The organism is Zemynaea arenosa, from assembly GCF_004614185.1.
GTDB lineage: Bacteria > Pseudomonadota > Gammaproteobacteria > Burkholderiales > Burkholderiaceae_D > Telluria > Telluria arenosa.
Map to the genome: position 1 here is coordinate 19,822 of NZ_SPVF01000013.1, position 19,925 is coordinate 39,746.

Genomic DNA, 19,925 nt, shown 5'->3' on the forward strand with positions numbered 1-19,925 from the left:
ATCCCCATGACCTCCCAAACTCCCCGCCACGCCGCCATCATCGGAGCCGGACCGGCCGGGCTGATGGCCGCCGAGATGCTGGCCGCAGCGGGCGCGCATGTGGACGTGTACGACGCGATGCCGTCGGCGGGCCGCAAGTTCCTGCTGGCCGGAAAAGGCGGGATGAACATCACGCACGCCGAGGATTACGCGAGCTTCATCACCCGCTATCGCGGCCGCGCGCCGCAGGTGCAGCTGTGGCTGGACGCGTTCACGCCCGCCCAGGTGCGCGAGTGGATTCACGGTCTGGGCATCGAGACTTTCGTCGGGACCTCTGGCCGCGTCTTCCCGACCGATATGAAGGCCGCGCCGCTGCTGCGCGCCTGGCTGCACCGCCTGCGCGAGGCGGGCGTGCGCTTCCACATGCGGCACAAGTGGCTTGGGTGGGAGGGCGACGCGCTGCGCATGCTGACGCCGGATGGCGAGCAGACCATCAGCGCGGATGCGGTCGTGCTGGCCCTCGGCGGCGCCAGCTGGCCGCGCCTTGGATCGGATGCGGCATGGGTGCCGTTATTGGAAGAGAAAGGCGTGAACTGCGCACCACTGGTCGCTTCCAACTGCGGCTTTGACGCCGCGTGGTCCGAGCACTTCTCCAGCAGGCACGCGGGCGAGCCGCTGACCACCGCCGCCATCGAATGGCTGGACCCGCAGGGCAAGCGCCACAAGCGCAAGGGCCAGTTCGTGGTCACGCAGAGCGGCGTGGAAGGCAGCCTGATTTACGCCATCTCCGCCGATGTGCGGGACCGCATCGCGCAGGACGGCAGCGCGACCATCTGGCTCGACTTGCTGCCGGACCTGACCGAAGAGCGCGTGTTCGAGGAGGTTTCGCACCCGCGTGGCTCACGCTCGCTCTCGACCCATCTGCACAGCCGTCTGGCACTCAAAGGCGTCAAGGCCGGGCTGCTGCGCGAATGCCTGGACAAGGCCACCTTCAACGACAAGGACAAGCTGGCCCGCGCCATCAAGCGCCTGCCGCTGGTGCTGCACGCAGCACGCCCGGTGGCAGAAGCCATCAGCAGCGCGGGTGGCGTTCGCTTCGAGTCACTGGATGGAACGATGCTGAGAGAGATACCCGGCCTGTTCGTCGCGGGCGAGATGATCGACTGGGAAGCACCGACCGGCGGTTACCTGCTGACCGCCTGCTTCGGCAGCGGAAGGGCGGCCGGCCTGCAGGCCAGCCGCTACCTCAGCGAAAAGGGTTGATCGCTCAGGGGAAGGAGACGTCGCCCGACCCGGTCTTGGTGATGGTGCGGTTCTGCGGATTGCCGTAGACGGAGACACTGCCGCTGCCACGCACCGTGGCGATCGCGGTCTGCGACGCGTGCACCGAGATCGAGCCCGAGCCGCGCAGGTCCGCCGACGCCGTCTCCGCGGTCATGTGTTCCGCGTCGATCTGGCCGGAGCTGGACAGGTCCGCATGCATCTCGCGGGTGCTGCCTGCCAGGGTGATCGAGCCCGAGCCATTGAGCTGGGCGATCAGGCGCTCGGCCTTGTCCATGTCCACATAGATCTCGCCGCTGCTGTGGTTCGCTGCGATCAGTTCCTTGTAGCGGCCCGTGAATTTCACTTCACCGGAGCCGTTCATCTCGATCTGCAGGTTCTCGCCCGAGAAGCCATCGATCTTGCTGTCGCCGCTGCCGTTGAGGACCATGTTGTCCAGTTCCGGCAGCACCAGCTCCACGCGGATCGGCTGGCGGTGGTGCAGCAGCATGCCGCTGGTGCCGATCCGGATATGTTCACCTTCGACCAGCGTGTCGACGTTGCCGAGCAGGCGGCGCTCCGCTTTCACGACCAGCGAAGGCACGGCGCCCTGGCGCACGTACAGTTCGATCGGGCCGTCCAGCTGCACCGACTTGACGTCCTTGCCGACGTTACGGGCATCGGTGACGACTTCCCGCGATTCGCGAGTGGCCGGTTCCATCGTCCCATGCGTCTTGAGCGCGCTGTAGGCGGCGCCGATCAGGAAGAACGCCAGCACCAGCAGGCCGAAACCGAGTTTGAGAAGTGCACGCATAGCCAGATCCTGTGGTTCGCTCAGCTGCCCTTGAGCAGCGAGATGTTCATTTCAACGTAGCGGCGGAAGGCCGAGAGGCTCATACGGGTGATGACGATCCCCAGCAGGAACAGCGCGATGCCGCCGACCACCATGCCCAGCCCGGACAACGCCTGGGTGGTGCGGGAGTGATTGTCCATGTCGGTGTAGATATGCACGCCGCGGCCAGCGATGCGCTCCGCGTTGCGGACCACGGCGGGCTCGCGTTCGTCCGCGTCCGCATCCACGTCCTCGTTTTCGTCGGTGATGCCACCGGGGCCGATGCGGACGCTCTCGCGGTCCTGCTGGATGTGGATGCCGCCCGGGCCCACCGTGACGCGCGCCGCATCCGGGCCGTCGGTCTCGATTTGCAGGAACTTGAGCGGGCCATCGAGCACGATCTCGTTGGTGCCCGCCAGGCCGCTGGCCGTCACTGCCACGCCGCCGATGTAGAAGGCGAACGAGCAGGCAAAGAGGGCTGCCAGCAGCGAGGCAAACACCATCGCCGGGATGATCATGAAGAGGTTGAAGATGGTCAGCGCGGTGCCGGAGACCAGCAGGCGGCCCAGGTTGAGCGGCGTGCGCTTTTCCTGGAAGGCGTGCAGGTGGGCGTTGGCGCGCAGCGTCATGGCAATCTTGCGCGGGTCGTCCAGTTCGCGGCCGACGTCTTCCTCGGTGCGCCCGGCGGCCACGCCGTCCACGTAGCGCTGTTCGTAGTAGGCCAGGGTCTTGGCCACGGTCTCCGGCGGCAGGCCGGCGAGGGCCTGGCGGAGCGCGTCGATGTATTCCTGTTTGCCCATGGTGGGTCTCTTAATCCTGTGTCTTTACGCGTGGGCCAGTGCCACCAGCGTGGTAAAGCCGTGCGCATGAGGCGCGCCGGCGCTGCCCGGCATCAGCTCGGGTTTGACGATCACCGCGGTCATCGCGGCCACGAAGGCCAGCAGGGCCAGGGTGCGAAGTCCAAGGGAGAGGTTCATGATGTGTCCGTTTTTGCAATACCTGTTTCGATGGTGACACTGTATCGATTCCGGACGATACGGACATCCGGATTGCGACAGGCTGCATGTTTGGCGGGACAGGCGACACTATGGCGAGCTGGCTGGCGGTCAGGCAGCGCTGCCGAACTGGCGCGCGGCTGAGACACCGCTGCGGACAGCGGACTCCAGTGTTGCCGGATAGTCACCGTCCGTGTAGTCGCCGGCCAGGACGAGGCCAGGGCGTCCGGTTGCGTGGCTGGGTCGCTGCAGGCCGGGCGTACAGGCGAAGGTGGCGCGCTTTTCGGTGATGACGCGGGTCCAGGCGGGGCTGGCCAGCTCGCGGCGGCCAAAGGCGGCGGACAGCTGGGCGGCCACGGTCATGGCGAGGACATCCTGGTCCAGGGCGCTCGCTTGTCCGGATGCGCTGATCACCACGGACAGCAGGCCTGCGTGTCCGGGTTCGAGGTGCCCGCGGTCGAACACGAACTGCCCCCAGTGGCCGGTTACCGGGTTGTCGACCAGGGCGTAGAACGGCAGGTCGAGGCGCAGCGCGGCGTCGTATTGCAGGTAGATCGTGGTGATCGGCTCATGCTCCAGCGACTGCAACTGGGCGATCACTGCAGACAGGGTGTCAGCGTTTTCGTCCACTTCGGGCGCCACCACGGCGCGCGCGGTCTCGGGCGGCTCCTCATGGCGGGACGCGAGATCGTGGGCGGCGGACCAGGCGCCGGCGACGGCAGCGGCGGATATCGGCTGGCCTTCTGATGGCGCGGGTAGCGCGAGCGGCTCGAGCAGGGCCGCAGCGGCGGAGGCGGGGCAGGCCAGCACCACGCCGTCAAAGTAAGCCGTCCAGTTGCCGCCGACGGCCGCGCCGCTGGCCTCCACTTGCCACTGCCCGCGGAAGCGCGCCAGCCGTGCGGCCTTGGCGCCAGTCCGCACCGACCCGCCATGCTCCTCGATGTAGCGCGCCGCCGCTTGTGGGAACAGCGTGGACATGTCGGTCCGGGGCAGAAGCATGTCGGACGCCGCACGTTTGGGCGCCCCCAGGCTATCCCGCAGCACCGCGAGGAACACCTTGGCCGACGCCCGTTCCGGCGGCGTATTCAGCGCCGCCAGGCACAAAGGCCGCCACATGAGCTGCACGAGGCGCGGCGTCTGGTCGAAGCGTTCCAGCAGTTCGGCCACGCTGCAGTCGTTGTACAGCGTCCAGCCCATCCAGCGTGCGGTGGTCGAGAAGCGCGCGAGCGCCATCTTGTCCGCCCACGCCAGTCCCTTGGCCCGCAGCAGCGCCCCCGCCAGATGCAGCGGCGCCGGTAGCCGGGGCGCCGCAAAGAGCATCCCCTGCGTGGAACTCGGATAGATCATTTGCAGCGGCAGCGTGAGGAACGCCCGCTGCCGGTCGATGCCGACCAACGCCAGTAGCCGCAGCGTCTCGGCATAAGCAGCGAGCATGATGTGCTGCCCATTGTCGACCTGCACGCCATGCACACTCACCGCCCGTGCGCGGCCACCCAGCGTGCGTGCCGATTCGAACAGCGTGACCTTGTGCCCCGCGCGCGCCAGCTCCACCGCCGCCGCGCACCCAGCCCACCCACCGCCGACAACCGCGACGGATTTAGCCGCGCACATACGTCTTCCACGCCAGCCACAGCTTGCGCAGCGGCGTGAGCGAGATGCGCTGGTTCAGCACATGGAAGCGGTCATGCTCGATTTCGTTGAGCAGGGTGCGGTAGATGGCCGCCATCATCAGGCCAGGACGCTGTGCGCGCCGGTCCTGCTTCGGCAGCAGGGCAAAGGCGTCGTCATAGGCGCGCTGCGCGCGGTCGGCCTGGAACTGCATCAGCTTTTCGAAGCGGTCGCTGTATTTGGCGTTGAGAATCTCGGCCGCCTTCACGTCGAACTGCTGCAGTTCGTTGACGGGCAGATAGATGCGGCCCTTACGCGCGTCCTCGCCCACGTCGCGGATGATGTTCGTGAGCTGGAACGCGAGGCCCAGCTTTTCCGCGTACTCCAGCGTGCGCGCATCGGTCGCACCGAAAATCTTGGCCGACAGGATGCCCACCGCACTGGCCACGTGCCAGCAGTACTTCTGCAGGTTCGCGTAGTCGAGGTAGCGGGTCTGGTCCAGGTCCATCTCCATGCCGTCGATGATGGCCTGCATGTGCTCCTGCGTGAGATCGTACGACGCGATATGCGGCGCCAGCGCCTGCGTCACCGGGTGCGTTGGATTCCCGGCCCAGGCCTGCGCCACCTCGTTGCGCCACCACGCCAGCTTGATGCGCGCGACACCTTGGTCGGTGGCTTCGTCGACGGTGTCGTCGACCTCGCGGCAAAAGGCATACAGCGCCGTGATCGCGCGCCGGCGCTCCGGCGGCAGGAACAGGAAGCTGTAATAGAAACTGGAGCCGCTTTGCGCGGTCTTTTGTTGGCAGTATTCGTCTGGGGACATGCAGGCGCCCGATACTTGGTGCGGTGGCAAAGGCGCTATCTTATCCGATGGCGCCCCTCACATGCGAAGTGCGCGCCCCGCCATGGCCAGCCAGTCGCGCGTGCCGAGGGCAGGGCGGTGGCGGAATACGTCGTAGTCCGCGCGTTCGATGCGCTCCAGGATGCGCAGCCCACCCTGCACGACGAGCCGCAGTTCCCAGCCGATGCGGCCGGGCAGGCGCTTGGCCAGCGGTGCCGCGGTCAGCATCATCTCCCGCGCACGCTGGAGTTCGAAGCGCATCAGCGCGCGCCATGCGTCATCCACTTCGCCGCGCGCGATCTGCGCTTCCGTCACGCCGAAGCGCGCCAGGTCGTCCTGCGGAATGTAGACGCGGCCCTTGTCCCAATCGATCGCCACGTCCTGCCAGAAGTTGATCAGCTGGAGCGCCGAACAGATGGCGTCCGAGTCGTGCAGGTTGCGCAGATCCGCCGCGCCGTACAGTAGGAGCATCAAATGGCCGACCGGGTTGGCGGAGTGGGCGCAGTAATCGAGCAGGGTGGCAAAGTCCGTGTAACGGGTAGTCACCACATCCTGCCGGAAGGCGGACAGCAGATCATGAAAAGGCTGCAACGGCAGCGCATACTGAGTCAATACGCCCGCCAGGCGGTCAAAGATGGGATGCCCGGTCGGCTCATGCCGTCCGGTCTGGTCGAGCAGAACGCCGTAGCGCTCCAGCTCGGCGAGCCGTTCCGGGGGGCTGGCGTCGCCTTCGTCGGCGATATCGTCGGCAGATCGGGCGAATGCATAAATCGCTTCGACGGCCGGCACCAGCCGCCGGGGCAGCAGGAAGGACGCAACCGGGAAATTTTCGTAATGCTCAACTGGCATGAAAAATAAATGACGCTGAAGTCATTTGCAAACGGGGTTTCCGTGTTTATAATTACTAACCGGAAAGTCAGATACCCAAAGTATTCCAAAAGCGCGTAGCATTTGTTGTCGCAAAGCTACGATTTAGCCCGTCATAGTAAAGGAAACCGACGTGTTCGCCCCGAAAAACCTGCGTTTAACGAGCTTGGCCCTGGCCGCCGCCCTTGCGCTGGCCGGCTGTCATAACGAAGCGCCCAAGGCCGAGGATGTACGGCCGGTGCGCGCGCTGAAGATCGCCGCCGACAATGTGGACGTCAACGCGGAATTCGCGGGCGAGGTGCGTCCGCGCGTGGAATCGCGCCTCGGCTTCCAGGTGGGCGGCAAGATCACCTCGCGCAAGGTCGATGTCGGCACCGTGGTCAGGAAGGGCCAAGTGCTGATGCAGCTGGATCCGCAGGATCTCAAGCTCGGCGAGGCACAGTCGCTGGCCGCGCTGCGGGCTGCGGAGACGAACCGCGACCTGGCCAAGGCGGAGCTCAAGCGCTACATGGAGCTGCACGAAAAGGCCTTCATCAGCCGCGCGGTGCTGGATGCGAAGGTCTCGGCCTTCAAGTCCGCGCAGGCGCAGGTGGACCAGGCCCAGGCCGCGCTGCGCGGCTCGGCCAACCAGGCCCGCTACGCCACGCTCGCGTCGGACATCAACGGCGTCGTCACCTCCGTGAATGCGGAAGTCGGCCAGGTGGTCGCCGCCGGTACGCCGGTGGTGCAGGTGGCCGCCGCGGGCGAGAAGGAAATCGTCATCGGCATCCCCGAGGACAAGGTGGACCAGCTGCGCAAGCTCGAGGACGTGACTGTGCGCCTGTGGGCCAACCCGAACGAGGCGCTGCACGGGAAGATCCGCGAGATTTCTCCGATCGCCGATCCGCAAACGCGGACCTACACCGTGAAGGTCTCGGTGCCCGATGCCCCGGCGGATGTGAAGCTGGGCATGACCGCCAACGTGCAGTTCACCTCGCGCACCGAGACGCCGCAGATCCGCGTGCCCCTCACCGCGCTGTTCCAGGACCATAACCGCAGCGCGGTCTGGGTGGTGGACAAGGGCGTGGTGGCGCTGGTACCGGTACAGGTGGGCGGCACGGTCGGCAACGAGATCCTGCTGACCTCCGGCGTCAAGCCCGGCCAGACCGTGGTGACCGCGGGCGTCAACCAGCTCAAGCCGGGCCAGAAGGTCAAGATCCTCGGCGTGGACGTGCCGGCACCGACGGCGGCACCGGCCTCCGTGACCGCAGCCGCAGGCGAGGGCGCTCGATGAAGGGCTTCAATCTCTCGCGCTGGGCGCTCGACCACATCCCGCTCACGCGCTACCTGATCGCCGCGCTGCTGATCGGCGGGATCCTTAGCTACCAGAACCTCGGGCAGGACGAAGACCCGCCCTTCACCTTCCGTGCGATGGTGGTGCAGGCCTACTGGCCGGGCGCCACCGCCGTCCAAATGGCCGAGCAGGTCACGGACAAGCTGGAACGCAAACTCCAGGAGACGCCGTACATCGACAAGATCCGCAGCTACTCCAAGCCGGGCGAGACCCTCATCACGCTGGAGCTGCGCGAGTCCACGCCGCCCAAGGAAACCGCGGCCTCCTGGTACCAGGTGCGCAAGAAGATCGGCGATATCGCGGGCACCCTGCCGCAGGGCGTGGTAGGCCCGTTCTTCAACGACGAATTCGGGGATACCTACGGGTCCATTTTCGCCCTGTCCGGCGACGGCTTTACGTATGCCGAGATGAAGGACTACGCGGACTTCGTGCGCCAGCAGTTCCTGCAGGTGCCGCTGGTGGCGAAGGTCGAACAGTTCGGCGTGCAGGACGAGAAGATCTTCATCGAGTTCTCGCACAAGAAGTTCGCGCAGCTGGGCGTACCCTTCGAGCAGATCGTCAACCAGATCTCCACGCAGAACAACATCGAGTCGTCCGGCGTGATCGTCACCAGCTCGGACAATATGCAGGTCCGTGTGACCGGTGCGCTGAAGACCGTGAAGGACCTGGAAGACCTGGAGCTGCGCGCGGGCTCCACCACCTTCCGCCTCGGCGACTTCGCCACCATCCGCCGCGCCTACCAGGATCCGCCCAGCGACAAGATGCGCTTCAACGGCAAGGACGTGATCGGCCTCGGTGTCTCGATGGAGAAGGGCGGGAACATCATCGTCATGGGCAAGAACCTGGAAGCCAAGGTCGCCGAGATCAAGGCCAAGCTGCCCGTGGGCCTGGAGCTGAACCGCGTGTCCAACCAGCCCAAGGTGGTGCGCGAGTCGGTCGGTGAGTTCATGCACACGCTGATGGAAGCGGTGATCATCGTGCTGGCCGTGAGCTTCATCGCGCTGGGCTTCCACACCAAGCCCAAGCTGCGCATCGACGTGCGCCCGGGCCTGGTGGTGGCGCTGACCATCCCGCTGGTGCTGGCGATCACCTTCCTGTTCATGCGGATCTTCGACATCGACCTGCACAAGATCTCGCTCGGTGCGCTGATCATCGCGCTTGGCCTGCTGGTGGACGACGCCATCATCGCAGTCGAAATGATGGTGCGAAAAATGGAGGAAGGCATGTCGCGCTTCGAGGCGGCGACTTTCGCCTACACCTCGACCGCCATGCCGATGCTGACCGGGACCCTGATCACAGCCGCGGGCTTCCTGCCGATCGGGCTGGCCAAGTCGGCGGCGGGCGAATACACCTTCTCGATGTTCTCGGTGAACGCGATCGCGCTGCTGGTGTCGTGGGTGGTGGCGGTGGTGTTCACGCCCTACATCGGCTTCCTGCTGCTGCGCGTGAAGCCGCACGCGGACGGCGAAGACCATCACGAAGTCTTCAATACACCCGGCTACGAAAAATTCCGTTCCATCGTCAACTGGTGCGTGGACTGGCGCAAGACCACCATCGCGATTTCGCTCGGCGTGTTCGCGCTCGGGATCTTCGGCTTCCGCTTCATCGAGAGCCAGTTCTTCCCCGATTCATCGCGCCTGGAGCTGATGGTGGAGATGTGGCTGCCGGAAGGGTCGTCCTTCCAGGCCACTGAGGCGCAGGCCAAGAAGTTCGAAGCCTTCATTGCCAAGCAGCCGGGCGTGGACAACTACACGTCCTACGTGGGCACCGGTTCGCCGCGCTTCTATCTGCCGCTGGACCAGATCTTCCCGCAGACGAACGTCACGCAGGTCGTAGTGCTGCCCAAGGACCTGGCGACGCGTGAAGTCCTGAAGAAGAAGATCGAGACCGCTTTCAAGACCGACTTCCCCGAGGTGCGTGGCCGCGTAAAGCTGCTGCCCAACGGCCCGCCAGTGCCGTACCCGGTGCAGTTCCGCGTCCGCGGGCCGGAGATCGCCCAGGTGCGCCAGCTGGCGGACAAGGTCAAGGACATCATGCGTGCCAACCCGAACGCGGTGGGTGTGAACGATGACTGGAACGAGTCGGTCAAGGTGCTGCGACTGGACCTGGACCAGGACAAGCTGCGCGCCATGGGCGTGACCTCGCAGACGGTGATGCGGGCTGCGAACACGGTTCTCACCGGTACGCCGGTCGGCCAGTTCAGGGAGAACAACAAGCTGATCGACATCGTGGTACGCCAGCCGCTGGACGAGCGCGCGACCATTTCTGCGCTGAGCGACACCAATGTGCCGACAGCATCCGGCAAGGCGGTCACCATCTCGCAGGTGGCGCGCGTGCAGTTCGTGTGGGAGCCGGGCGTGGTGTGGCGCATGGGCCGCGAATGGTCGATCACCGTGCAGTCGGACGTGGTCGAAGGCATCCAGGGCCCGACCGTGTCGGACCAGATCGGCGAAAAGCTCGCCAGTCTGCGTGCCTCGCTGCCGCCGGGCTACCGGATCGAACTCGCAGGTGCCGCGGCGGACAGCGCGGCGGCCTCGGACTCGATCAGCGCCAACGTGCCGCTGGTGATCTTCCTGGTTTTCACGCTGCTGATGCTCCAGCTGCACAGTTTCCAGCGCGCGGTGATGGTGTTCCTGACCGGGCCCCTGGGGGTGGCGGGGGCCGCGATGGCGCTGCTGATCCTGCACCGGCCGTTCGGCTTCGTGGCCAACCTGGGCGTGATCGCGCTATTCGGCATGATCATCCGGAATTCGGTGATCCTGGTGGACCAGATCGAGCAGGACATCAAGGCCGGGGCCGAGCCGTGGAACGCGATTGTGGAGGCCGCGGTGCGCCGCGTGCGGCCGATCGTGCTGACCGCGGCGGCTGCCGCGCTGGCGATGATTCCCTTGTCGCGCTCCGTGTTCTGGGGCCCGATGGCGGTCGCCATCATGGGTGGCCTGATTGTAGCGACCGCGCTGACGCTGCTGTTCCTGCCCGCGCTGTACGCGGCCTGGTTCCGGGTGAAGAAGCCCGCTGGACTGCGGGCTTGAATTGAGAGCGGCAGCCGGCGCGCGGGCGCGGCGGCTGCCACAGATCCTGCTTAGCGGGTCACCGCCAGCAATTGGCGGTGGCCGCCCTTGAAGGTGTAGAGGGTCAGCGTACCGTCCTTGATGTCGCCTTTCGGATCAAAGGCGATGGTGCCGGTGATGCCCTTGTAGGAGATCTTCGCCAGCTCCGGCAGATACTTGGCCGGAGCGGTCGACCCGGCCTTCTGCATCGCCGTCACCATGGTCATCACCGCGTCGAAGGCGTAGGGCGAATAGATCTGCATTTCGTGCCCATAGCGCTTCTGGTAGGCCGCCTTGAACTTGTCCAGGCCCGCCTTGCCCGAGGCTTCCACCCCGCCGGCTTCCGCACACACCACCTGGCCATCGGCCATCGCACCCTGCGCCAGCTTGCTCAGTTCATCCGAGCAGATGCCGTCGCCGCCCACGAACTTCGCGTTCACGCCCAGCTGCTTCATCTGGCGCAGCATCGGCCCGGCCACGCCGGCCATCCCGCCAAAGAACACCACGTCCGGCTTCTGTGCGCGGATGCGGGTGAGGATGGCCGCGAAGTCGGTCGCCTTGTCGTTGGTGAACTCCTTGGCCACCACCGTGCCGCCGGCCTGCTGGACACCTTTCACGTATTCCGCCGCGATGCCTTGGCCGTAGGCGGTGCGGTCGTCGATCACCGCGACCTTCTTGCCCGCCATCGATTGCACCGTGTACTTGCCCAGCGTCCGGCCAATCTGCTCGTCGTTGGTCACGATGCGGAAGGCCGTCCTGAAGCCCTGCGCCGTGTACTTGGCGCTGGTGGCGGAGGGCGAAATCTGCGGGATGCCCGCATCGTGGTAGATCTTGGAGGCCGGGATGCTGGTGCCCGACATCTGGTGCCCGACCACGCCGCTGACCTTCGCATCGACGAACTTCTGCGCCACCGCGGTGGCCTGCTTCGGATCGCCCGCATCGTCTTCCGCCAGCAGCTGGAAGGTCACCTTCTTGCCGCCGATGGTCACGCCCTTGGCGTTCAGTGCCTCGATCGCCATGCGGGCGCCGTTTTCGTTGTCCTTGCCGTAGAAAGCACTTGCGCCCGAGGTCGCGCCCGCGTGGGCGATCTTCACGACGTCCTGGGCCTGCGCCACCTGCGCCGCGCCTGCTGCTCCGGCCGCTGCCACGGCCGCCACTACCAGCTTCTTCATTCCTGCTCCTGCTCGAAAGCTCATGTCAAACCGTCGATTCTATGCCAGTTCACATTTCCCCGCTCGCGCCTGGCGCGCCCAGAGGGCAGGGGAGTTTCAAAAAAGTCCAAACCCAACAAGTTTTCCGCTAAAATATTGCGTTTTCCCGCGAGGATGGCGAAATTGGTAGACGCACCAGGTTTAGGTCCTGACGCCAGCAATGGTGTGGGGGTTCGAGTCCCCCTCCTCGCACCAATACGATAACTTTTTGGACGAACTTAACAATGGCAACTGCTGTCGAATCCCTGGGTAAACTCGAACGTCGCATGACGATCTCTTTTCCGGTCGCGGACGTCCGTACGGAAGTTGAAAAGCGCCTGAAAGCTCAGGCCAAGACCGCCCGTGCCCCTGGCTTCCGCCCGGGCAAGGTGCCAATGAAGATGGTCGCCGCCCAGTACGGCTACCAGATCGAGAACGACGTCCTGAACGACCGCGTCGGCCGCGCCTTCAACGAAGCAGCGAACGAAAACCAGCTGCGCGTGGCCGGCTTCCCGAAGATCGAGCCGAAGCAGGACGCCCCGGAAGGCCAGCTGGCCTTTGACGCGACCTTCGAGGTGTACCCGGACGTCAAGGTCGGCGACCTGGACGGCGTGGAGATCGAGACCGTCAAGACCGACGTGACCGACGCCGAGATCGACAAGACCATCGACATCCTGCGCAAGCAGCGCGTCCATTTCCACACCAAGGGCGAGGCTGGTGAGCACGGCGACGGCGGCGAAGCGGTTGCCGCCAATGGCGACCGCGTGACCGTGGACTTCGTCGGCACCATCGACGGCGTCGAGTTCGCCGGCGGCAAGGCCGAGAACTACCCGTTCGTGCTCGGCGAAGGCCGCATGCTGCCGGAATTCGAAGCCGCCACCGTCGGCCTGAAAGTGGGTGAGTCCAAGACCTTCCCGCTGCCATTCCCCGAGGACTACCACGGCAAGGACGTGGCCGGTAAAACCGCCGAGTTCACCATCACCCTGAAGAAGCTGGAGTGGGCTCACCTGCCGGAAGTCGACGCCGAGTTCGCCAAGTCGCTGGGCATGGAAGACGGCGACATCGCCAAGATGCGCGCTGACATCAAGGTCAACCTGGAGCGCGAAGTGCGCGGCCGCATCAAGGCCCGCAACAAGGACGCCGTGATGGACGCCCTGGTCAAGGCCACCGAAATGGACGTGCCGCAGGCCCTGATCGCCCAGGATTCCGAGCGCCTGGCCGAAATGACCCGCCAGGACATGATGCAGCGTGGCATGGACGTCAAGAACGCCCCGTTCCCGGCCGAGCTGTTCGCCCAGAAGGCTGAGCGCCGCGTGCGCCTGGGCCTGATCCTGTCCGAACTGGTCAACGAGCACAAGCTGCAGGCGACCTCCGAGCAGGTGAAAGCCCAGATCGAGGACTTCGCGCAATCGTACGAAGACCCGAAAGAGGTGCTGAAGTATTATTACGCTGACCGTCGTCGCCTGGCCGAAGTCGAAGCCCTTGTTTTGGAAGAAAACGTCGTTAACTATGTGCTCGGCAAGGCCAAGGTGACCACGAAAGAGGTCCCGTTCGACGAACTGATGGGCCAGACCGCGCAGTAAAGTACACTGGGCGTCTGACCTCAACAAGGAAAGAGACAAGCGCATGAACCATAACCCCGCATTGGACACCCAGGCCCTCGGCCTGGTGCCGATGGTGATCGAGCAGAGCGGCCGCGGCGAGCGCGCGTATGACATCTACTCGCGCCTGCTGAAGGAGCGCGTGATCTTCTGCGTCGGCCCGGTCAACGACCAGATGGCCAACCTGATCGTCGCCCAGCTGCTGTTCCTGGAGAGCGAGAATCCTGACAAGGACATCTCCCTCTACATCAACTCGCCGGGCGGTTCGGTCTCGGCCGGCCTGGCGATTTTCGACACGATGAACTTCATCAAGCCGGACGTGTCCACCCTGTGTACCGGCCTGGCCGCGTCCATGGGCGCGTTCCTGCTGGCCGCGGGCGCCAAGGGCAAGCGGTTCTCGCTGCCGGAGTCGCGCATCATGATTCACCAGCCGTCGGGCGGCTCGCAGGGCCAGGCTTCGGACATCGAAATCCAGGCCAAGGAAATCCTGTATCTGCGCGAGCGTCTGAACCGGATCCTGGCGGAACGTACGGGCCAGTCGATGGAGCAAATTCACAAGGATACCGACCGCGACCGCTTCATGTCCGCGGACGAATCCGTGGAATATGGCCTGATCGACAAGGTCCTGAAAAACCGCGCTTGATGCCGGATCAAACAGTCCGTTAAAAGCGACGCCCGGACGCGACAACGTTCGGGCGTTTCGTTTTTATTTCGGGTAGGATGGGAATCATCCGGGCGCCGTTGCGTCTCCGTAAGGCAGTACCATTCTTGCAACCAAACGAAGTCATCGTTCTATGCCTGACAAAAAATCCTCCAGCGGCGAAAAGCTCCTGTACTGCTCGTTCTGCGGTAAAAGCCAGCACGAGGTGAAGAAACTCATCGCCGGACCCTCGGTTTTTATCTGCGACGAGTGTATCGACCTGTGCAATGACATCATCCGCGACGAAACCTCGAACGTGGAGTCGGTCACGGGCGCCAAATCGGACCTGCCGACCCCGCACGAGATCTGCAACCTGCTGGACCAGTATGTGATCGGCCAGCAGACGGCCAAGCGCATCCTGTCGGTGGCGGTGTACAACCACTACAAGCGCCTGAAGCACCTGGGCAAGAAGGACGACGTCGAACTGGCCAAGTCCAATATCCTGCTGGTCGGCCCGACGGGCTCCGGCAAGACCCTGCTGGCGCAAACCCTGGCGCGCATGCTGAACGTGCCGTTCGTGATCGCCGACGCGACCACGCTGACGGAAGCCGGCTATGTGGGCGAGGACGTCGAGAACATCATCCAGAAGCTGCTCCAGAGCTGCAACTACGAAGTCGAAAAGGCCCAGCGCGGCATCGTCTACATCGACGAGATCGACAAGATTTCGCGTAAATCGGACAATCCGTCGATCACGCGCGACGTGTCCGGCGAAGGCGTGCAGCAGGCCCTGCTCAAGCTGATCGAGGGCACCATGGCCTCGGTGCCGCCGCAGGGCGGGCGCAAGCATCCGAACCAGGACTTCGTCCAGATCGACACGACCAACATCATGTTCATCTGCGGCGGCGCCTTCGACGGCCTGGCCAAGATCATCCAGAACCGCTCCGAAAAGTCCGGCATCGGCTTCTCGGCCTCGGTCAAGAGCCCGACCGAGCGCAGCAACAGCGAGATCCTGCACGACGCCGAGCCGGAAGACCTGATCAAGTTCGGCCTGATTCCCGAGCTGGTCGGCCGCCTGCCGGTGGTCGCCACGCTGTCCGAGCTGACCGAAGAGGCGCTGATCCAGATCCTGGTCGAGCCGAAGAACGCGCTGATCAAGCAATATGCCAAGTTGTTCGATATGGAAGGCACCGAGCTGGAAATCCGCCCGGCCGCTTTGCATGCGATTGCGAAAAAGGCACTGGCGCGCAAAACCGGCGCCCGCGGCCTGCGTTCTATTCTCGAGCACGCTTTGCTGGACGTGATGTTTGAATTGCCCAACCAGCAGAACGTGCAAAAAGTCGTGGTGGATGAAAATACGATCACGAATGGCGCCAAACCTTTGCTCATTTACAGCGATTCACCCAAAGCATCGGGCGAAAACTGAAAATAATGCCGCGCGCACACAACGAAACCTCTTGTGCGCGCGTTTCTTGACGGTACAATCTAAACCAATAGAAGAAGAATTCAACGGCTTCAATCGCAAAGCCACACGCGGTTTCTACCGTGGGTGGCTTTTTTCATTAGGCCGACAGAAGTTTTCTTTTAGATCACCTTTGGTTCGTCGATGTTGATCAATTACTCGTGGAAATTTTTTACATTCCCCGGTCTTGAGTTCTGACTGTCAGCGCCAACATCTGAATCACGCTTTCTATAAGGTACGCCATGACAACTTCCAAATTAACCGAGCAAACGACTTTGCCTCTGTTGCCTCTGCGGGATGTAGTTGTGTTCCCGCACATGGTGATCCCGCTGTTCGTTGGCCGACCCAAGTCCATCAAAGCCCTGGAAGCCGCCATGGAGCAAGGCAAGAGCATCATGCTTGCCGCGCAAAAGGCCGCCGCCAAGGACGAACCGTCCGCCTCCGATATCTACGAGATCGGCTGCGTGGCCAATATCCTGCAAATGCTGAAGCTGCCGGACGGGACCGTGAAGGTGCTCGTGGAAGGCGCCCAGCGTGCCCGCATCAACCACATCAGCGACACCGCCTCGCACTTCGTCGCTGATCTGACCCCCGTGCAGTCGGAACTGGGCGACGAGTCCGAAGTCGAGGCTATGCGCCGCGCGATCGTCCAGCAGTTCGACCAGTACGTCAAACTGAACAAGAAGATCCCGCCCGAGATCCTGGCCTCGCTGGCCGGCATCGACGACGCCGGCCGCCTGGCCGACACGGTCGCCGCGCACCTGCCGCTCAAGCTCGAGCAGAAGCAGGTGATCCTGGAGATCTTCAACGTGTCCAAGCGCCTGGAGCACCTGCTCGGCCAGCTGGAAGGCGAACTGGACATCCTGCAGGTGGAGAAGCGCATCCGTGGCCGCGTCAAGCGCCAGATGGAGAAGTCGCAGCGCGAGTACTACCTGAACGAACAGGTCAAGGCCATCCAGAAGGAACTGGGCGAGGGCGAAGAGGGCGCCGATATCGACGAACTCGAGAAGAAGATCGCCGCCGCCCGCATGCCCAAGGAAGCGCTGGAAAAGGCCCAGGCCGAGATCAAGAAGCTCAAGCTGATGTCGCCGATGTCGGCCGAAGCCACCGTGGTGCGCAACTACATCGACACCCTGGTCGGCCTGCCGTGGAAGAAGAAGTCCAAGGTCAACAACGACCTGGTCAACGCCGAGAAAGTCCTGGACGCCGACCACTACGGCCTGGAAAAGATCAAGGAACGCATCCTCGAGTATCTCGCGGTGCAGCAGCGCGTCGACAAGCTGAAGGCGCCGATCCTGTGCTTCGTCGGTCCTCCGGGCGTGGGCAAGACCTCGCTGGGCCAGTCGATCGCCCGCGCCACCAACCGCAAGTTCGTGCGCATGGCGCTCGGCGGCGTGCGCGACGAAGCCGAGATCCGCGGCCACCGCCGTACCTACATCGGCTCGATGCCGGGCAAGGTGCTGCAGTCGCTGGCCAAGGTGGGCGTGCGCAATCCGCTGTTCCTGCTGGACGAAATCGACAAGATGGGTGCGGACTTCCGCGGCGATCCGTCGTCGGCCCTGCTGGAGGTGCTGGATCCCGAGCAGAACCACACCTTCTCGGACCACTACATCGAAGTGGACTTCGACCTGTCGGACGTGATGTTCGTGGCGACCTCGAACTCCTTCAACATCCCGCCGGCGCTGCTGGACCGGATGGAAGTGATCCGCCTGTCGGGCTACACGGAAGACGAGAAGACCAGCATCGCGCAGCGCTACCTGCTGCCGAAGCAGATGAAGGCGAATGGCCTGAAGGACGACGAAATCGCCGTCTCCGAAGCCGCGATCCGCGACATCATCCGCTACTACACCCGCGAAGCCGGCGTGCGTTCGCTGGAACGCGAAGTGTCGAAGATCTGCCGCAAGGTCGTGAAGATGCTGCTGCTGAAGGCCAGCGACAAGAAGGTCAACGTGACGCCGAAAAACCTGGACAAGTTCCTGGGCGTGCGCCGCTACGACTTTGGCGTGGCCGAGAAGGAGAACCAGGTCGGCCAGGTGTCCGGTCTCGCATGGACCGAGGTGGGCGGCGATCTGCTGACCATCGAAGCGGTGACCATGCCGGGCAAGGGCCAGGTGGTCCGCACCGGTATGCTGGGCGAGGTGATGAAGGAGTCGATCGAAGCCGCCCGTTCGGTGGTGCGCTCGCGGGCCAACCGCCTGGGCATCAAGAACGAGGTGTTCGAGAAGCAGGACATCCACGTGCACATGCCGGAAGGCGCCACGCCGAAGGACGGTCCGTCCGCCGGTATCGCGCTGACCACGGCCATGGTCTCGGTCTTCACGGGCATTCCGGTCCGTGCGGATGTGGCCATGACCGGCGAGATCACGCTGCGCGGTGAAGTCCTGCCGATCGGTGGCCTCAAGGAGAAGCTGCTGGCGGCCCAGCGGGGCGGCATCAAGACGGTCCTGATCCCCGAGCAGAACGTGAAGGACCTCGCCGAGGTGCCGGACAACGTCAAGAACAAGCTCGAGATCGTGCCGGTGCGCTGGATCGACAAGGTGCTGGAGATCGCGCTGGAACGCCAGCCGACCGCCATCGTGGAAGCTGCTCCGGCGGCCCAGCCGGTGGCCCCGGTGCCGGCGGCCACGCCGGCGGTCGACGGGACGTCGGACGTCATCAAGCACTAAGCCTGATACTGCGGCAGCCCTGCGCTGCCTGCGATGAGACGGACGCCTGCGGGCGTCCGTTTTTTTTCGCGCGCAGCGGGCGGCGCGATTCGCCTATACTTGGCCGTCGCCGTCATTACGTCATCTGCCCATGTTTTTTTTGCTGTCCGCGCAAGCCGAACCGCCTACGCCGCCTGCCATGTCCGCACCCGCGGCCACCTACGATCAGCAGTACCAGCGTGCGCGCGAACTGGCGCGGGCTGGAGATATCCCCGGCGCCATTGACATCTATTCGCAGCTGCTGGCGGCCAGCCCGCGCAATGCGGACGCGCGGCTCGGCCGCGGCCTGGCCTATGCGCGGCTGGAAGCCTGGGCGCTGGCGGAGGCGGACCTCCTGGGTGCGACCGAAGCGGCCCCCAACTATGCGGATGCCTGGTCCGCGCTGGCCGACATGTACCGCTGGAGTGGCCGCCCGACGATGGCCATTGCCGCGTACGACCGCCTGGCCGAGCTGCGCCCGAATGGCCCCGACGTCTACCTGACCCGCGCCCGCGCGCAAATGCAGGTGGGCCTCCCGGCGCGTGCCCGCGCGGACCTCGACAAGGCCCGCACCCTCGGCGCCGACAAGGCACGCCTCGACGCCATCGAATCCGAACTCGCCGCGACGCAGAGCACCACCACCGGCTCGCCCGCAGCGGGCGGGCAGGGCGCGGCTACGACGACGGCTGTTGGGAGCGGGCAGGGATCGGCGCCCGGCGTACCCGCGGCTGGCGGGCTCACAGCCAGCAATGCCGCGACATCTTCCACTGCCGCCCCATCCGCCGCGCCGGTGCGCGCTGACGTGCAGCCGGTGCCGGTGGCGCCGAGCCCCGCACCGGGCTCGCTGAGCGCCATCCGCAGTGGCGCGCAGGAAGCGCTGGCGAGCGATGGCTACCGCTGGGCTGCTACCCTGGGCGCCTCCGTCACCGACACCGACCGCTTCGACGAAAAGTGGAACGACCAGACCGCGAGCGTCCGCCACTATTGGGATGGCGGTTCGCTGGCCTTCGAAGCGCTACGCGCCCACCGCTTCGGGCGCGCCGACCACGCGTGGGCGCTGGACGCCTACACCCAGCTCTGGCCGCGGTCCTACGCCAACATCCGCTACCAGCGCGGACCCACCGCGGACCTGTTCCCGCACACGTCCTGGCGCGCCGAGGTCTGGCAAGGCTTCGGCAATGGATGGGAGGCATCCCTGAGCGAGGACCAGCTCAACTTCGCGTCCACCGTCAAGATTCATGGCGTGAGCATCGCCCGCTACATCGGCAATTTCTACCTGCTGCTGCGGCATACCCAGATCCACACCGCCACGAGTACCGGCTCCGGCAACCGGCTGCTGGCGCGTTATTACGACCAGGGCGATGCCGACAACTACTTTGAACTGGCCGTGAACAGCGGCCGCAGTGACGACGCGCTCTCGCTGGTCGGTGGCCAGACACACTCCGGCGGTGCCAGCGCCGCCATCGTCCGCTACCTCACCCGGGACTGGGGCGTGAAGGCTGGCCTCTCCTACAGCCGCGCCACGGGCGAAGGCCACGAACGCAGCCTCTCCGCCGCCCTCACGCGCCGCTGGTAAGGCCCACCGT

The 19,925-nt window shown here is 64.8% G+C and carries 15 protein-coding genes and 1 tRNA gene; 9 read left to right on the forward strand and 7 right to left on the reverse strand.

Annotation, left to right across the window (positions count from 1 at the left end; all coding sequences use genetic code 11):
- Nucleotides 1–6 precede the first annotated feature (6 nt).
- On the forward strand, nt 7–1,242 hold the full coding sequence (locus E4L96_RS01050; RefSeq protein WP_220433371.1) for a TIGR03862 family flavoprotein: 1,236 nt from the start codon (nt 7–9) through the stop codon (nt 1,240–1,242).
- Nucleotides 1,243–1,246: 4 nt separating this feature from the next.
- Here E4L96_RS01050 and E4L96_RS01055 read toward each other — a convergent pair whose 3' ends face one another.
- From E4L96_RS01055 to hpnC, 6 genes are all read right to left on the reverse strand, one after another.
- On the reverse strand, nt 1,247–2,053 hold the full coding sequence (locus tag E4L96_RS01055) for a head GIN domain-containing protein (RefSeq protein WP_135205391.1): 807 nt from the start codon (nt 2,051–2,053) through the stop codon (nt 1,247–1,249).
- A gap of 20 nt (nt 2,054–2,073) precedes the next feature.
- Nucleotides 2,074–2,871 carry a DUF1700 domain-containing protein gene (locus E4L96_RS01060; RefSeq protein WP_135205392.1) on the reverse strand — a complete coding sequence of 266 codons (798 nt, stop codon included), beginning with the start codon at nt 2,869–2,871 and terminating at the stop codon, nt 2,074–2,076.
- A 24-nt stretch (nt 2,872–2,895) separates the two neighbouring features.
- Nucleotides 2,896–3,048: a hypothetical protein gene (locus E4L96_RS23445; RefSeq protein WP_167758559.1), complete on the reverse strand. Its 153-nt coding sequence runs from the start codon at nt 3,046–3,048 to the stop codon at nt 2,896–2,898.
- 129 nt (nt 3,049–3,177) lie between these two features.
- Nucleotides 3,178–4,677: a hydroxysqualene dehydroxylase gene (locus E4L96_RS24170; RefSeq protein WP_229414168.1), complete on the reverse strand. Its 1,500-nt coding sequence runs from the start codon at nt 4,675–4,677 to the stop codon at nt 3,178–3,180.
- A complete protein-coding gene (hpnD, locus tag E4L96_RS01070; protein WP_135205393.1) occupies nt 4,664–5,497 on the reverse strand; it encodes a presqualene diphosphate synthase HpnD in 834 nt (277 codons plus the stop codon). Before hpnD ends, E4L96_RS24170 begins: the two co-directional genes overlap by 14 nt.
- A 57-nt stretch (nt 5,498–5,554) precedes the next feature.
- A complete protein-coding gene (hpnC, locus tag E4L96_RS01075) occupies nt 5,555–6,364 on the reverse strand; it encodes a squalene synthase HpnC (protein WP_135205394.1) in 810 nt (269 codons plus the stop codon).
- A 151-nt stretch (nt 6,365–6,515) separates the two neighbouring features.
- Between hpnC and E4L96_RS01080 the strand changes: the two genes are divergently transcribed.
- Both E4L96_RS01080 and E4L96_RS01085 read left to right on the forward strand, forming a co-directional pair.
- Complete coding sequence (locus E4L96_RS01080) at nt 6,516–7,655, forward strand: efflux RND transporter periplasmic adaptor subunit (protein ID WP_229414169.1); 1,140 nt, start codon at nt 6,516–6,518, stop codon at nt 7,653–7,655.
- Nucleotides 7,652–10,747, forward strand: a complete 3,096-nt coding sequence (locus E4L96_RS01085; protein WP_135205396.1) for an efflux RND transporter permease subunit — start codon at nt 7,652–7,654, stop codon at nt 10,745–10,747. The genes E4L96_RS01080 and E4L96_RS01085 overlap by 4 nt, the downstream gene beginning before the upstream one ends.
- 50 nt (nt 10,748–10,797) lie before the next feature.
- Here E4L96_RS01085 and E4L96_RS01090 read toward each other — a convergent pair whose 3' ends face one another.
- A complete protein-coding gene (locus E4L96_RS01090) occupies nt 10,798–11,937 on the reverse strand; it encodes a branched-chain amino acid ABC transporter substrate-binding protein (RefSeq protein ID WP_135205397.1) in 1,140 nt (379 codons plus the stop codon).
- A gap of 147 nt (nt 11,938–12,084) precedes the next feature.
- On the opposite strand from E4L96_RS01090, the gene E4L96_RS01095 reads away from it, so the two are divergent.
- From E4L96_RS01095 to E4L96_RS01120, 6 genes are all read left to right on the forward strand, one after another.
- Nucleotides 12,085–12,171, forward strand: a tRNA-Leu gene (locus E4L96_RS01095).
- Between the two features lie 29 nt (nt 12,172–12,200).
- A complete protein-coding gene (gene tig, locus E4L96_RS01100) occupies nt 12,201–13,538 on the forward strand; it encodes a trigger factor (protein ID WP_135205398.1) in 1,338 nt (445 codons plus the stop codon).
- 43 nt (nt 13,539–13,581) lie between these two features.
- Nucleotides 13,582–14,199 carry an ATP-dependent Clp endopeptidase proteolytic subunit ClpP gene (gene clpP, locus E4L96_RS01105; protein ID WP_135205399.1) on the forward strand — a complete coding sequence of 206 codons (618 nt, stop codon included), beginning with the start codon at nt 13,582–13,584 and terminating at the stop codon, nt 14,197–14,199.
- Nucleotides 14,200–14,350: 151 nt separating this feature from the next.
- Nucleotides 14,351–15,619, forward strand: coding sequence for an ATP-dependent Clp protease ATP-binding subunit ClpX (clpX, locus tag E4L96_RS01110; protein ID WP_135205400.1), 1,269 nt, complete (start codon nt 14,351–14,353; stop codon nt 15,617–15,619).
- A gap of 278 nt (nt 15,620–15,897) precedes the next feature.
- Complete coding sequence (lon, locus tag E4L96_RS01115; protein ID WP_135205401.1) at nt 15,898–18,321, forward strand: endopeptidase La; 2,424 nt, start codon at nt 15,898–15,900, stop codon at nt 18,319–18,321.
- Nucleotides 18,322–18,499: 178 nt separating this feature from the next.
- Nucleotides 18,500–19,915 carry a YaiO family outer membrane beta-barrel protein gene (locus E4L96_RS01120; protein WP_167758560.1) on the forward strand — a complete coding sequence of 472 codons (1,416 nt, stop codon included), beginning with the start codon at nt 18,500–18,502 and terminating at the stop codon, nt 19,913–19,915.
- The last annotated feature ends 10 nt before the right edge of the window (nt 19,916–19,925 follow it).

Excerpts from the sequence above, each read along its gene's own strand:
- clpP (WP_135205399.1), top strand. The coding sequence starts at position 13,582 with ATGAACCATAACCCCGCATTGGACACCCAGGCCCTCGGCCTGGTGCCG.
- E4L96_RS23445 (WP_167758559.1), bottom strand. The coding sequence starts at position 3,048 with ATGAACCTCTCCCTTGGACTTCGCACCCTGGCCCTGCTGGCCTTCGTG.
- tig (WP_135205398.1), top strand. The coding sequence starts at position 12,201 with ATGGCAACTGCTGTCGAATCCCTGGGTAAACTCGAACGTCGCATGACG.
- E4L96_RS01055 (WP_135205391.1), bottom strand. The coding sequence starts at position 2,053 with ATGCGTGCACTTCTCAAACTCGGTTTCGGCCTGCTGGTGCTGGCGTTC.
- E4L96_RS01085 (WP_135205396.1), top strand. The coding sequence starts at position 7,652 with ATGAAGGGCTTCAATCTCTCGCGCTGGGCGCTCGACCACATCCCGCTC.
- lon (WP_135205401.1), top strand. The coding sequence starts at position 15,898 with ATGACAACTTCCAAATTAACCGAGCAAACGACTTTGCCTCTGTTGCCT.
- E4L96_RS01060 (WP_135205392.1), bottom strand. The coding sequence starts at position 2,871 with ATGGGCAAACAGGAATACATCGACGCGCTCCGCCAGGCCCTCGCCGGC.
- hpnC (WP_135205394.1), bottom strand. The coding sequence starts at position 6,364 with ATGCCAGTTGAGCATTACGAAAATTTCCCGGTTGCGTCCTTCCTGCTG.
- E4L96_RS01050 (WP_220433371.1), top strand. The coding sequence starts at position 7 with ATGACCTCCCAAACTCCCCGCCACGCCGCCATCATCGGAGCCGGACCG.
- E4L96_RS01120 (WP_167758560.1), top strand. The coding sequence starts at position 18,500 with ATGTCCGCACCCGCGGCCACCTACGATCAGCAGTACCAGCGTGCGCGC.
- clpX (WP_135205400.1), top strand. The coding sequence starts at position 14,351 with ATGCCTGACAAAAAATCCTCCAGCGGCGAAAAGCTCCTGTACTGCTCG.
- E4L96_RS01090 (WP_135205397.1), bottom strand. The coding sequence starts at position 11,937 with ATGAAGAAGCTGGTAGTGGCGGCCGTGGCAGCGGCCGGAGCAGCAGGC.
- hpnD (WP_135205393.1), bottom strand. The coding sequence starts at position 5,497 with ATGTCCCCAGACGAATACTGCCAACAAAAGACCGCGCAAAGCGGCTCC.
- E4L96_RS24170 (WP_229414168.1), bottom strand. The coding sequence starts at position 4,677 with ATGTGCGCGGCTAAATCCGTCGCGGTTGTCGGCGGTGGGTGGGCTGGG.